The organism is Enterovirga sp. (assembly GCF_028290205.1).
Taxonomy (GTDB): domain Bacteria; phylum Pseudomonadota; class Alphaproteobacteria; order Rhizobiales; family Beijerinckiaceae; genus Enterovirga.
This window is the reverse complement of record NZ_JAQGKF010000053.1, coordinates 15822-29655: the sequence shown is the minus strand read 5'-3', so window position 1 is coordinate 29655 and position 13834 is coordinate 15822. Positions and strand designations below refer to the sequence as shown.

Here is a 13834-nt window from a genome sequence, read left to right as displayed (position 1 = left end):
GCGCGCGCCCCCGGCACCCTCCGGCACCGCCGGCACGGGCAGGCCGTCGCGTCATGAGCGCCGCCGCTCTCGTGCTGCCGGCCGGGCTGCTCGTCGCCGCCCTGCTGGTCGGGCCGATGATCTATCTCGGCCGCATCTCGCTGAACCGCTACGACCCGTCGCAGATGATGGTGGAGGCGCTGACCGCCGAGAACTACGTACGGGCCATCGCCGACCCCTATTACCAGGGCGTGATGGGCACCACGCTCACCATGGCGCTCACCTGCACGGCGTTGACGCTCCTGCTCGGCTTCCCGGCCGGGTACTGGATCGCCCGCATGCAGAGCCGCTGGAAGAGCCTCGTCACCGTGCTGACGCTGGTGCCGCTTCTGGTCGGGAACGTGGTCCGGGTGGCGGGCTGGGTCGGCCTTCTCGGCAACCAGGGCTTCGTCAATGTCGGCCTCCAGGCCGTCGGCCTGACGGATGGGCCGGTGAAGATCCTGTACACGCCCGGTGCCGTGGTGATCGGCACGATCGCCGTGGTCCTGCCCTACATGGTGCTGACGCTCGCGGCCGTGATCGAGAGCATTCCGCGCGCCGTCGAAGAGGCGGCCAGCAATCTCGGGGCCTCGGCCCTGACGGTGTTCCGCCGTGTGGTCTGGCCGCTGGCGCTGCCCGGGGTCGCGGCCGGCTGCACGCTCGTGTTCATCCTGTGCATGAACACCTTCGCGACGGCCGTCCTTCTCGGTGGGCCGCAATTCAAGATGATGGCCCCGGCCGTCTACGATCAGTTCTCGAAAGGCTCGAACTGGCCGTTCGGGGCGGCGCTCGCCTTCATCCTGCTGATCGCGACGCTGACGCTCACCATTCTCGGCAGCGCGCTTCTGGCACGTCGCGCCCGCCGGCCCGCCTGAGGAGACCACCATGGCCGACCCTGCCCTGCCCGGCGAGGAACTGACTCAGGAGCGCGCCCGCATGGGCCAGCCCCCGGTGGCGGCGGCCACGAGCCGGGATCGGGGCCAGGGCCCGTTCCGGCGTCTGGTGCTGCGCGGCGCGAGGGTGATCGACGGCACCGGCGCCCCGCCGCTCGGGCCGGTGGACATCGTGGTGGAGAACGGCCGCATCGCCCTTCTCAAGAAGGTCGGATCGTCGCTTGCGACCATCAAGGAGAGCCTGCGGCCGCCGCCGGGCGATCACGAGATCGACTGCCACGGCAAGTGGGTCACGCCCGGCTTTGTGGATTGCCACGCCCATGCCGGCGTCGCCTACCACGCGGCCAACGGCTGGGTGCCTCCGGTCGATTACGTGTACAAACTCTGGCTGGCGCACGGGGTCACCACGGTCCGGGAGATGGGCTCGTTCAACGGGCTCGGCTGGATGCTGGACCAGAAGAAGCTCTCGGCCGAGCACAAGATCGCTGCGCCGCGGCTCCTCGCCTACGCGTATTTCCCGGCCGTGAACGATCGGCTTAAGACCATCCACACGCCCGACCAGGGCCGCGAATGGATCCGGGCGCTCGCCGCCCGCGGCGCTGACGGGGTCAAGTTCTTCGGCGCGCCGCCGGCCATCATGGAGGCGGCGCTCGACGAGTGCCGCAAGGTCGGGCTGCGGACGGGTTGCCACCACGACCAGATGGCGGTCACGCGCATGAACGCGCTGACCACCGCCCGCTGGGGTCTGACCAGCGCCGAGCATTATTACGGCCTGCCGGAGGCCCTCTACGAGGACCAGGTCGTGCAGCGCTTCCCGGCCGATTACGACCAGTCGGACGAGTATTTCCGCTTCTCGGTCGCGGGCCAGATGTTCGGCCAGGCGGCGGAGCCGGGCAGCGCCAAGTGGAAGGCCGTCATGGACGCCTTCCTGGAGCTCGACTTCACCTTCGTGCCGACCTTCACGATCTACGACGCGAATCGCGACCTGATGCGCGCCCGTCAGGCCGACTGGCACCGCGACTACACCTGGAAGTCGATGTGGAACTACTTTCAGCCGCAGCGGGGCGGCCACGGCTCGTACTGGTATCGCTGGTCGACCCAGAACGAGATCGAGTGGAAGGAGAACTACCGGCTCTGGATGGCCTTCATCAACGAGTACAAGAACCGCGGCGGCCGGGTCTGCACCGGGTCGGATTCCGGCTTCATCTTCCAGATCTTCGGCTTCGGTTACGTGCGCGAGCTGGAGCTGCTGCAGGAGGCCGGCTTCAACCCGCTCGAGGTCCTGCGGGCCGCGACCTCGCAGGGCGCCGCCCTGTGCGGGCTCGAGGACGAGATCGGCACGGTCGAAGTCGGCAAGCGGGCCGACCTCCTGGTCCACGACCACAACCCGCTCACCGACTTCAAGCTGCTCTACGGCACCGGCGCCATGCGGCTGAATGAGGAGACGAACCAGGCCGAGTGGCATCGCGGGCTCCGCACCACCATCAAGGACGGGCTCATCTTCGACACCGCCGAACTCCTGGCGGACGTGCGCGACATGGTCCGGTCGAGCTGGGACGAGGAGGATGGCCGGCCGGCCGCCGCCCCCGGCTCCGATCGCGACAGCCGGGCCGCAGCCGGGTGAGCGAGGCCGCGCCGGAGATCGTCGTCCTGACCGGCTTCCTGGGCTCGGGCAAGACGACCCTCCTGCGCGAATACCTGGACACGGAGGCGGCGGCCGAGACCGCGATCATCGTCAACGAGGCCGGCGAGATCGGGCTCGACGGCGCGCTTTTGCGCGAGGCCGGCGGCGACGTCGCCATGACCATGCTGTCCAACGGCTGCGTCTGCTGCCAGGCCACGACCGACCTCACGGCCACGGTGGAGGCCCTGCTCGCGGCTCCGCGGCCCGATCCGGACCGGCCGCTCCGCCGCATCGTGCTCGAGACGAGCGGGTTGTCGAAACCCGGCCCGATCCTGCGCCAGCTTGCACCGCTGGCCGCCCATCGCCTGCGGCTCGCCGTGGTGGCGACCTTCGATCCGACCCGGCCCGTCGCATCCGCCGGGTTCGAGGAGGCGGCCGCGCAATGGGCCGCCGCGCACCGCATCGTCCTGACCAAGGCAGACAGCGTGGCGCCGGCCGCCTTTGCCGCAGCGGCCGCCGAGGCGCGCGCCATCAACCCCTTTGCCGAGATCGTCGCCGAACCTGACCGCCGCGCCGCCGCCCTGCGGGCGCTCGCCGCCCCGCCCCGGCCGGGAACCTGGCCTGTCCCAGACGACGACGGCCGACTGGGAGCCGACGCCCATCCGCGGATCAGCACCCTCTGCCTGCGCCAACGCGGGCCGATCGGCGCGGACGATCTCGCGACCTGGCTCGACAATTTGGCGGGCGCGCTCGGTGACCGTCTCCTGCGGGTGAAGGGGCTCGTGCGGGTCGAGGAATCCACCCTGCCGGTGCTGGTGCAGAGCGTCGGCACTCTGTTCGGCGCGCTGGCACCGTTCCGGGGCCAGCCACCGGCCGCGGGGCTGTTTCTGGTGGTGATCGCCTTCGATCTCGACCGCGCGGAACTCGCCGCCCTGACGCCGACGCTGCGGCTCGAGCTGCCGCGGAGCACCGGGCGGCCCGCCTCGCGAGCCCGGCCGCTTCGGGCCGAGGCCGTCTGATTTCGGCCGGGCCGGCAGGGTTAGCGGCGCCTTAACTGCGGCTTCTTAGGATCGCAGCCCAGCCTGCAGCCGCCGTGGTCCCTCGTCAGATGCACACCTACCGACGCCATGAAACGCCCCTGGAGCGCCTGTCCGACCTCCTGGTCGGCTTCCTGCGGCGGCGCGTGGCCGAAGGCGCCGGGCTGGCGCTGCTGGCCGGCGCCGCAGCCATCGGCGCCGCGCTTGCGAGCTGGTCGGTCAAGGACCCCAGCCTCAACCACGCCACCTCCGCTCCGATCCGCAACTGGCTCGGCGCCCCGGGCGCCATCACGGCCGATCTGATTGTTCAGGTCCTCGGGCTCGGCGCGGCCGCCTTCCTGATCGCCCCGGCGATCTGGGGCGTCGCGCTGATGCGCCACGGGACGTTGCGGCGGCTCGGCATGCGGCTCGTGCTCTGGGCCGCCGGCACCTGGGCTGCGGCCGCGGCCGTGAGCGCGTTTCCGACCACGCCGCGCTGGCCCCTGCCGACCGGCCTCGGCGGGGTCGCGGGCGACGCCCTGCTCGGGGCGACCCGCACCATCACCGGGCTCGCCGGCCCGACCGGCGCCGCCTTCGCCGGGCTGCTTTTCGGCAGCCTGGCCGCCTTCGCCCTCGCGGCGGCCTGCGGCCTGACCGGCCGGCGAGACGAGGCTCCTCCCGAGGAGGCGCCTGCACACTCGCCCCGCGAGAGCCGCTCGGACGACCGGGCCGGCGACGACGAACCGAGCTGGGCGATCATCTGGCTGGGCGGACTGGTCCACGGCGTCATCAGTGCCCGGGCGGCGCTGGGCCGCCGCATCGCCAAGTGGCGCGAAGAAGGCCTGCCGCGCCCCGCGCTGCGGGAGGCCCCGGCGCCCGTCACCCGGCGCGAGCCGGCCGTTCCCGTCTGGCCGGAACCGAGCCAGGCCGCCCCCACGGCGCCGACCCCGGCCCTGCGCAGCCCCCGTCCGACCGAACCGGAGGACGAGAGCTTCGACGCCCCGGACAGCTTCGTGGCCCCGGCGCCGAAATCCGCCGCGCCGGCGAGAGCCTATCCCGAGCCCTCCGAGCCGGAGGAGGTCGAGGACGATTTCGAACCCGTCCCGACCCCGCGGGTCGAGGCTCCGGTCGCCCCGCGGGCCGCCGTGCCGGAACGGCCGCAGGCCAGCCGTGTCGCCCCCGCCGCGGCTCCGATCCGTGCCCGCAGCGGCGAGGCGCCGAACCGGACTCCCGTCGCGGGCGGATACGAGAAGCCGCCGCTGCCGCTGCTGGCCGAGCCGAAGAAGCAGGTCTCGACCGTGTCGAAGGATGCGCTCGAGCAGAATGCGACCCTGCTCGAATCGACGCTCGAGGATTTCGGCGTCCGGGGAGAGATCATCAATGTGCGGCCCGGTCCGGTCGTGACGCTGTACGAACTCGAGCCGGCGCCCGGGACCAAGTCGAGCCGCGTGATCGGCCTCGCCGACGACATCGCCCGCTCCATGTCCGCCGTCTCGGCGCGCGTGGCCGTGGTGCCCGGCCGCAACGTCATCGGCATCGAGCTGCCAAACGCCAAGCGCGAGACCGTGTTTCTGCGGGAGCTGCTCGCCTCGACCGATTTTGCCGACACCAAGCAGAAGCTCGCGCTCTGTCTGGGCAAGACCATCGGCGGCGAACCGGTGATCGCCGACCTCGCCCGCATGCCGCACCTGCTGGTCGCCGGCACCACGGGGTCCGGCAAGTCGGTCGCCATCAACACCATGATCCTCAGCCTGCTCTACATGCACACGCCCGAGCAGTGCCGGCTGATCATGGTCGATCCGAAGATGCTGGAACTCTCCGTCTATGACGGCATCCCGCACCTCCTCTCCCCCGTCGTGACCGACCCCAAGAAGGCGGTCATCGCCTTGAAATGGGCCGTGCGGGAGATGGAGGAGCGCTACAAGAAGATGTCGAAGCTCGGCGTCCGCAACATCGACGGCTTCAATGCCCGCGTGCTGGAGGCCAAGCAGCGGCACGAGGTGATCACCCGGACGGTGCAGACCGGATTCGACCGCGAGACCGGCGAGGCGATCTACGAAGACGAGATCATGGATCTCGAGCAGATCCCCTACATCGTGGTCATCGTCGACGAGATGGCCGACCTGATGATGGTGGCCGGAAAGGACATCGAGGGCGCCATCCAGCGCCTTGCCCAGATGGCCCGGGCCGCCGGCATCCACCTCATCATGGCGACGCAGCGCCCGTCCGTGGACGTCATCACCGGCACCATCAAGGCGAACTTCCCGACCCGCATCTCCTTCCAGGTCACGTCCAAGATCGATTCCCGGACGATCCTCGGCGAGATGGGCGCCGAGCAGCTGCTCGGGCAGGGCGACATGCTCTACATGGCCGGCGGCGGCCGCATCACCCGTGTGCACGGCCCCTTCGTGGCCGATTCGGAGGTCGAGAAGGTCGTAGCCCACCTGAAGGCCCAGGGCCGCCCGCAATATCTCGACAGCGTCACGTCCGACGAGGACGGCGGCGCTGGCGAGGGCGACGAGAGCCCGGCCTTCGACAAGGGCGCCGTGGCGGCGGCCTTCGGCGAGGAGGGGCAGGACCCCTACGATCAGGCCATCGCAGTCGTGCTGCGCGACAAGAAGGCTTCGACGTCCTATATCCAGCGCCGGCTCGGGATCGGCTACAACCGGGCTGCCTCCATCATGGAACGGATGGAGAAAGAGGGGATTGTCGGGCCGGCAAACCACGCCGGAAAGCGCGAAATCCTGGTGGAGAGCGGGGCGACGTCATCGCCCTACGACGACTAGGGACCGGCCCCAGGCGGGCCGTCGGAGAGGTTCTCGAATGGGACGGTCAGCCGCTCGCAGTTGGTCCGCAGCCGGGTGGATCGCGCTCGCCGCGATCACCGCCGCCGCCCCGGGTGCCACGGCGGCCGGTGGCGCCGGGCACGGGCCGGAGGAGGCCGCGCTCGGCGTCAGGATGGCTCAGGTGGGCGGGTCGCGCTCGGCCGGCGAACCGACCGAGATCACGCCCGGCCGCCCGGAAAAGGCGGCCCTCAACGACCGCGAGGTGATCGAGCGCGCCAATGCCGCCCTGAACAGCGTGCAGACGATGAGCGCGTCCTTCTCGCAATCGGGCAGCGGCGGGCGCCCGCTCACCGGCACCGTCTATGTGCAGCGGCCCGGCAAGCTGCGTTTCGAGTACAACAAGCCCTCCACCATGGAGGTGGTGTCCGACGGCTCGACCGTGCTGGTGCGCGACCGCAAGCTCAACACGTCCGATCCCTATCCGGTCTCCCAGACACCGCTGAAGTTCCTGCTGAGCTCGCGCATCGACCTCGCCCGCGACGCCACGGTGCGGTCGGTCGGCCGCGAGGGCAACGGCGTCCAGATCACGATCGAGGACAGCTCCACGCTCGGCGGCACATCGCGCATCACGTTGTCCTTCGACGCCGAGATCGCCAACCTGCGGCGCTGGCGCGTCGTCGACCCGCAGGGCTACACCACCACGGTCGCGCTCTCGGGGGTGGAAAAGAACCGCCCCATCGATCAGCGGATCTTTATGCTGCAATTCATGCGGCCCGTGACCGACTGAGACCGTCCGGCGGGCATCGCGTCTCGCCTCCACGGCCCCGACCGCGCGAAATCAGCCGTGCCCGCCCTTTGGCGGGCGCCTGTGCTGCCGCCGATCTCAAGAACACATCGAGGACTGCGTGCAACTCAAGGTCACGACCTGGAACATCAACTCTGTCCGGCTGCGGCTGGACAAGGTCGGGCGGGCCCTGGACGAGATCTCACCGGACGTCCTGTGCCTGCAGGAGACCAAATGCCCGGAGGATTGCTTTCCGCTGAGCGCCCTGCAGCAATTTGGCTACCCGCACGTCGTGCAGGTCGGCCAGAAGGGCTATAACGGGGTCGCAATCCTGTCCCGATTCCCGTTCGAATCGGTGGAGCCGCGACGCTGGTGCGAGCGCGAGGATGCCCGCCACCTCTCCGTGGTGCTCGGCAGCGAGGCGGGAGCGGCGGCCGGGATCGCCATCCATAATTTCTACGTCCCGGCCGGGGGTGACGTGCCCGACCCCGCCCTGAACGGGAAGTTCGAGCACAAGCTGCGGTTTCTCGCCGAGATGCGGCGCTGGGCCGGACAGCGCGATCGCCGGCCGACGGTGCTGGTCGGCGACCTCAACGTCGCGCCCCTCGAGCACGACGTGTGGTCGCACAAGCAGCTGCTCAAGGTGGTCAGTCACACGCCCGTCGAGACGGAGGCGCTCGAGTCATTGCGGCAGGAGGGACGCTTCGTGGATGGCGCCCGCCACCTCGTGCCCGAACCCACCAAGATCTACACGTGGTGGAGCTATCGCTCGCCGGATTGGGCGACCGCGAACAAGGGCCGCCGGCTCGATCACGTCTGGGCCTCCGAGGATCTGGCCGGAACGCTGCGCGCCGTGGACGTCCATGGCTGCGCACGCGGCTGGCCCCAGCCCTCCGATCACGCTCCGGTCACGGCGACCCTGGTGCTTTGATCGGAGGCCGCTTCTCGTCGATCGCAAGGAGCATGCGGCGGACCCGCTCCAGCCCGTCGCTGAGCTCCGTCAGATCCTGAGCCAGCGCCTCCCGGACCTCCCCGGCCGCGCTCGGGAATTCCTCGAGCAGCCGCCGCATCAGGGTCGGTGAGATGCGCAGAAGCGTGGTCGGCTCCCGGGCGATCGCCGAGGCGGGGCGCACGATTCGGACGAAGAGGGCGGTGCGGCCGACCAGCGAGCCGGGCCCGGCAAGCGTGACCTCGCCCGAAGCGGCGCGGCTCGCCGCGATCTCGCCGGACAGGACCACATAGCCGCCATCCGAGCGCTCGCCCTCGCGAAACAGGATCTCGTTGGTGCGAAGCCGCCGCGTTTCAGCGGAAAAGGCTACGAGCCTGAGGGCGTCGCGCTCCAGATGTCCGAGCAGCGGTGCCTGGGACAGGATGGCGATCGTGTCATCGAGAGCCAACCGGGTCTCCGCCTCAGGGCATCAGCTTGTAGCCGCCAGGCTCGGTCACCAGGATGCGGGCGGCGGAGGGGTTGGACTCGATCTTCTGCCGGAGGCGGTAGACATGCGTCTCCAGCGTGTGCGTCGTGACCGCGGCGTTGTAGCCCCAGACCTCCTGCAGCAGCACGTCCCGGCTCACGGTGGTCTGCCCCGCCCGGTAGAGAAAGCGCAGGATCGCCGTTTCCTTCTCGGTCAGCTTCAGCTTGGAGCCGCGATCGCTGACCAGAATCTTGGCCCCGGGCCGGAAGGTATAGGGGCCGATGGTGAACACGGCGTCTTCCGACGCCTCGTGCGCGCGCAGCTGGGCCCGTATGCGGGCCAGCAGGACCGCGAATTTGAAGGGCTTCGCCACATAGTCGTTGGCGCCCGCCTCGAGACCGGTCACGACGTCGGCGTCGCTCGATTGTGCGGTCAGCATGATGATCGGGCCCCGGAATCCCTCTTTCCGGATGATCTTGACGGCGTCCCGGCCATCCATGTCGGGCAGGCCCACATCCATGATGACGAGGTCCGTCCGTCCCGCCGCGATCGCGGCTCGGGCCTCGTCTGCGGTCTCGCAGGCCACCACCTCGAACTCGCTCGACGGCGCCAACTGCTCGATCAGCGTGTCGCGGAGATCGCGATCATCCTCGACCACAAGGAGGCGGCTGCTGTTCGGCATCAACCGACCCGCCTACGTTCTTGCACGGGCGCCAGGCCCGATCCGAGGAGCAGCATGACCCTCTATAGCTTGACAGCCCGGCAAGGTTGAAGTCCCTCGCGGCCGTGAAGCGCCGCACCCTGGACGTTATCCGCGTCTTTCGCTCTCCGGTGGATGCCACCAAGGGTCGCGTCAGGGCAGGATCTCTCGATCTTCCCTGCGCGCTTGGCAGCCTCGGGATCGTACGGAGCAAGCGCGAAGGCGACGGCGGCACGCCCGCCGGGTGTTTTCGCGTACTGACCGTGCTGTACCGCCCCGACCGTGCCCGGCGGCCGCGGACTGCCCTGCCAATCCGACGCATCGGCCCCGATGACGGCTGGTGCGACGATCCGGGCTCCCGCCTCTACAATCGCCCGGTCAGGCTGCCGCACAGGGCGCGTCACGAGCGCCTGTTTCGGCAGGATCACCTCTACGACGTCGTGCTCGACCTCGACTGGAACAGACGCCCGGCCGTGCCCGGCCGCGGCAGCGCGATCTTTCTCCACTCGGCCCGGCCGGCCTTCGGGCCCACGGAGGGCTGCGTCGCCGTGGGCCGAAACGCCATCGCGCGCCTGGTGGAGCGTCTCGGACCCCGCACGCGAATCCGCATCGGCTGAGCGGCGCCCGCGCGACACCCCAGGGCTAAGCCGTGACGTCCGCCCGCGGCGCCGCCCCCTCGGCCGGCGCCTCGCGCAGCCTGGCTCCAAAAATGGCCGTGCCGACCCGCACATGGGTCGCGCCGAGCTGGATCGCCTCCCGGAAATCGGCACTCATGCCCATGGACAGCCAGGGGAGGCCGTTTCGCTCGGCCGCCACCTTGAGAAGCGCGAAATGCGGGGAGGCGGCCTGATCCGCGGGCGGAATGCACATCAGCCCGGCGACATCGAGCCCGAACTCGGTGCGACAGCGCAGGACGAAGCTGTCGACCTCCGAGGGCGGAACGCCGCCCTTTTGCGGCTCCTCGCCCGTGTTGACCTGACACAGCACACGCGGCCGGCGGCCGGTCTTCGCCTGGGCGGTCGCGAGCGCGGCGGCCAGCGATGGCCGGTCGAGCGAGTGGATCACGTCGAACAGCGCCACCGCGGCCTGCGCCTTGTTGGATTGCAGCGGGCCGAGGAGGTGAAGCTCGCAGCCCGGATGGGCCTCGCGCAGGGCCGGCCACTTCGCGGCGCTCTCCTGCACGTAGTTCTCGCCGAACACCCGCTGACCGGCCTGCAGCACCGGCTCGATGCGGTCCGCCGGCACGGTCTTGGACACGGCGACCAGCGTCACGGAGCTCGGCTCACGGCCGGCATCGAGGGCGGCCTGGGCGATCGCTTCCTGCAGGGCGGCAAGGTTTTCGAGACTTGTCATGGTCAGCTCCGGGTCACCCGGCCTCCGGGAGCGGAGAGCGTTGACCCCTCTCGGGGAATGGTGTCTGTCGCCCCATATCTCATCCAAGTTCCCTGACCGTCCAAGAGCTCACGCCGCACGATGTCCCTTGAGCGATACAACGCGAAAGATGCCGAGCCGAGGTGGCAAAAGGCGTGGTCGGATTGCGACCTGTTCGCCACCTCCAACACCGACCCGCGCCCCAAATACTACGTGCTGGAGATGTTCCCGTATCCGTCCGGGCGCATCCATATGGGCCACGTCCGCAACTACACGATGGGTGACGTCATCGCGCGCTACAAGCGGGCGAGGGGGTTCAACGTCCTGCATCCGATGGGGTGGGATGCGTTCGGCATGCCGGCCGAAAACGCGGCCATGCAGAACCGCATTCACCCGAAGGATTGGACCTACGCCAACATCGCGACCATGCGGGGTCAGCTTAAGTCCATGGGATTGTCCATTGACTGGGCCCGCGAATTCGCGACCTGCGACCCCGACTACTACAAGCACCAGCAGCGGCTGTTTCTCGACTTCCTGAAGGCAGGCCTGGTGGATCGCCGTGCCGCCAAGGTGAACTGGGATCCGGTCGACCACACGGTGCTGGCCAACGAGCAGGTGATCGACGGACGCGGTTGGCGCTCCGGTGCGCTCGTGGAGCAACGCGAGCTGACGCAGTGGTTCCTGCGCATCACGGATTTCGCCGGCGATCTCGACGCGCAGCTGAACGACCTCACCCGCTGGCCGGACAAGGTCCGGCTGATGCAGCGCAACTGGATCGGCAAGTCCGAAGGGCTGTTCATCCGCTTCGCGCTGGACACCGGGACGGAGCCCGCCGGCGAGCTGGCGATCTACACGACACGGCCCGACACACTGTTCGGCGCCGAGTTCATGGCGGTTGCGGCCGATCACCCGCTGGCCCTTGCGGCCGCGAGCGGCAATCCGGCGCTGGCCGAGTTCATCGAGGAATGCCGGCGCGTCGGGACCTCTCAGGCCGCCGTGGAGACGGCCGAGAAGCGCGGCTTCGACACCGGCATCCGGGCCATCCATCCGCTCGACCCCGACCGGCGCCTGCCGGTCTACGTCGCGAATTTCGTGCTCATGGAATACGGCACGGGCGCCATCTTCGGCTGTCCGGCGCACGACCAGCGCGACTTGGATTTTGCCCGCATGCAGGGCCTGCCGGTGACGCCCGTCGTCGCCCCGCCCGGCACCGATCCGGCCACCTTCGAGGTGACCGACCGGGCCTATGACGGCGACGGCCGCATGATCAATTCGCGCTATCTCGACGGGCTGACGCCCGACGAGGCGTTCGACGAGGTCGCCCGGCGCCTGTGCAGCCTGACCCGCGACGGAGCCCCGGTGGCGGAGCGGCGCGTCATCTACCGGCTGCGCGACTGGGGCATCTCGCGGCAGCGTTACTGGGGATGTCCGATCCCGGTCGTGCATTGCGAGGCCTGCGGTGTCGTGCCGGTGCCGGCCGAGCACTTGCCGGTGCTGCTGCCCGACGACGTCACCTTCGACCAGCCCGGCAATCCGCTGGAACGGCACGAGAGTTGGGGGCGCACCCCCTGTCCATCCTGCGGCGGAGAGGCCCGCCGCGAGACGGACACCATGGATACGTTCGTCGACTCGTCCTGGTATTTCGCCAGGTTCACGAACACCGAACTCAACAACGCTCCGACAGATGTGGCGGATGTGAATGCGTGGTTGCCTGTCGATCAGTATATCGGCGGCATCGAACACGCGATCCTGCATCTTCTGTATTCGCGATTCTTCACCCGCGCCATGCGGAAGACCGGCTGGACGGGGCTGGACGAGCCGTTTGCCGGCCTGTTCACGCAGGGAATGGTGGTCCACGAGACCTACCGCGACCCGGACGGTGCCTGGCTGCAGCCCGCCGAGGTGCGGTTCGAGGGCTCGGGTCCGGACCGCAAAGCGTTTCACGTGAAAACCGGCGCGCCGGTGGCCATCGGCGGCATCGAGAAGATGTCGAAGTCGCGCCGCAACACGGTGGATCCGGACGACATCATCGCGAGCTACGGGGCGGATACGGCCCGCTGGTTCATGCTGTCCGACTCCCCTCCCGAGCGCGACGTCGTGTGGACCGAGGAAGGCGTGCAGGGCGCCTGGCGCTTCGTGCAGCGTCTCTGGCGCCTGGTGAACGAGATCCGCAGCTTGGCGACGTCGGCGGGCGCAGACGCGTCCGGGCGCGACGAGCCGCTCCGCAAGGCCGCCCATGGCGCCCTCAAGGTGCTTCAGGACGACCTCGAGGCCCTCCGCTTCAACCGCGCGGTGGCCCGGCTCTATGAGCTGACCAACGTGCTGACGGCGGACGTGGCAGCGCGGCGCGAAACCGGCCTCGGCTCGTCGGCTGGCCTGGAGGAGGCCGGCCGGCTGCTGGTGCAGATGGTTGCTCCCATGATGCCGCATCTGGCCGAGGAGTGCTGGCACGTCCTCGATCCGAAGGCCGGGCTCGTCGCGTCCGCGCCGTGGCCGACCTACGACCCCGCGCTGCTGGTGGAAGACGAGGTCACCCTTCCGGTGCAGGTGAATGGCCGCAAACGGGCCGATGTCACCGTGCCACGGTCGGCGGATGCTGCGGCGATCGAGGCCGCGGCCCTGTCGCTCGAGCCGGTAATCCGCGCTATGGAAGGGCGACCGGCCAAGAAGGTCATCATTGTCCCGAACAGGATCGTCAATGTCGTGGCATAGACGGGGTGCTGTCCTCATGACGGCCGTGCTGGGCGTGGCCCTGTCCGGGTGCTTTCGGCCGCTTTACGGCCCCACGGCCTCGGGGGTGCCCTTGCGCGAGGCGCTCGCATCGGTCGCCGTCGAGACGGTCGGGACCGCCCCCGGGCAGGAACGTCTCGGCCACTACCTTCGCAGCGAGTTGGTGTTCGACCTCGACGGCTCCGGGACGGTGAGCCCGAAGCTCTACCGGCTCAAGCTCGATGCGAGCGAGTCGGTGCAGGTCACGACCACCGACACGCTGACCGGCCGGGCCGATGCCGCACTCCTGAACGTCACGGTGAAATATGCCCTGACCACGACGGATGGCACCCGCACGCTCGGCACCGGCACGGCTCGGGCGACCGCGACGTATTTCCGCGACCCGCAGCGCTTCGCCTCGGTGAGGGCGGCCCGTGACGCCGAGATCCGGGCCGCAAAGCTCGTCTCCGACGACATCAGGCAGCGACTGGCCCAGCTCTTCGCCACGCGGCCCTGAC

The 13834-nt window shown here is 69.5% G+C and carries 12 protein-coding genes; 9 read left to right on the top strand and 3 right to left on the bottom strand.

Annotation, left to right across the window (positions count from 1 at the left end; all coding sequences use genetic code 11):
• The first annotated feature begins 53 nt into the window (after nucleotides 1–53).
• From JWR86_RS03720 to JWR86_RS03695, 6 genes are all read left to right on the top strand, one after another.
• The gene (locus JWR86_RS03720) at nucleotides 54–893 is read left to right on the top strand and encodes an ABC transporter permease (protein ID WP_299560908.1); all 840 of its coding nucleotides are present in this window, start codon (nucleotides 54–56) and stop codon (nucleotides 891–893) included.
• A gap of 10 nt (nucleotides 894–903) precedes the next feature.
• Entirely contained in the window at nucleotides 904–2535 is a 1632-nt protein-coding gene (locus tag JWR86_RS03715) for an amidohydrolase family protein (protein ID WP_299560905.1), read from the top strand.
• Nucleotides 2532–3554: a GTP-binding protein gene (locus tag JWR86_RS03710; RefSeq protein ID WP_299560902.1), complete on the top strand. Its 1023-nt coding sequence runs from the start codon at nucleotides 2532–2534 to the stop codon at nucleotides 3552–3554. Before JWR86_RS03715 ends, JWR86_RS03710 begins: the two co-directional genes overlap by 4 nt.
• A gap of 89 nt (nucleotides 3555–3643) precedes the next feature.
• A complete protein-coding gene (locus JWR86_RS03705) occupies nucleotides 3644–6337 on the top strand; it encodes a DNA translocase FtsK (RefSeq protein ID WP_299560917.1) in 2694 nt (897 codons plus the stop codon).
• A gap of 37 nt (nucleotides 6338–6374) precedes the next feature.
• Nucleotides 6375–7124 (top strand): outer membrane lipoprotein carrier protein LolA, encoded by a 750-nt coding sequence (locus JWR86_RS03700; protein WP_299560899.1) that lies wholly within the window; start codon nucleotides 6375–6377, stop codon nucleotides 7122–7124.
• Nucleotides 7125–7242: 118 nt separating this feature from the next.
• The gene (locus JWR86_RS03695) at nucleotides 7243–8052 is read left to right on the top strand and encodes an exodeoxyribonuclease III (protein ID WP_299560896.1); all 810 of its coding nucleotides are present in this window, start codon (nucleotides 7243–7245) and stop codon (nucleotides 8050–8052) included.
• Here the strand turns inward: JWR86_RS03695 and JWR86_RS03690 are convergent.
• A complete protein-coding gene (locus JWR86_RS03690) occupies nucleotides 8030–8518 on the bottom strand; it encodes a cyclic nucleotide-binding domain-containing protein (protein WP_299560893.1) in 489 nt (162 codons plus the stop codon). The genes JWR86_RS03695 and JWR86_RS03690 overlap by 23 nt on opposite strands.
• 13 nt (nucleotides 8519–8531) lie before the next feature.
• The gene (locus JWR86_RS03685) at nucleotides 8532–9218 is read right to left on the bottom strand and encodes a response regulator transcription factor (RefSeq protein WP_299560890.1); all 687 of its coding nucleotides are present in this window, start codon (nucleotides 9216–9218) and stop codon (nucleotides 8532–8534) included.
• Between the two features lie 86 nt (nucleotides 9219–9304).
• On the opposite strand from JWR86_RS03685, the gene JWR86_RS03680 reads away from it, so the two are divergent.
• Complete coding sequence (locus JWR86_RS03680; RefSeq protein WP_299560887.1) at nucleotides 9305–9853, top strand: L,D-transpeptidase family protein; 549 nt, start codon at nucleotides 9305–9307, stop codon at nucleotides 9851–9853.
• 25 nt (nucleotides 9854–9878) lie between these two features.
• Here the strand turns inward: JWR86_RS03680 and JWR86_RS03675 are convergent, their stop codons facing one another.
• Nucleotides 9879–10589 (bottom strand): YggS family pyridoxal phosphate-dependent enzyme, encoded by a 711-nt coding sequence (locus JWR86_RS03675; protein ID WP_299560884.1) that lies wholly within the window; start codon nucleotides 10587–10589, stop codon nucleotides 9879–9881.
• A 120-nt stretch (nucleotides 10590–10709) separates the two neighbouring features.
• Here JWR86_RS03675 and leuS point away from each other — a divergent pair, with 120 nt between their 5' ends.
• Nucleotides 10710–13319: a leucine--tRNA ligase gene (gene leuS / locus JWR86_RS03670; protein ID WP_299560881.1), complete on the top strand. Its 2610-nt coding sequence runs from the start codon at nucleotides 10710–10712 to the stop codon at nucleotides 13317–13319.
• Nucleotides 13320–13335: 16 nt separating this feature from the next.
• Entirely contained in the window at nucleotides 13336–13833 is a 498-nt protein-coding gene (gene lptE, locus JWR86_RS03665; protein WP_299560878.1) for an LPS assembly lipoprotein LptE, read from the top strand.
• Nucleotide 13834 lies beyond the last annotated feature (1 nt).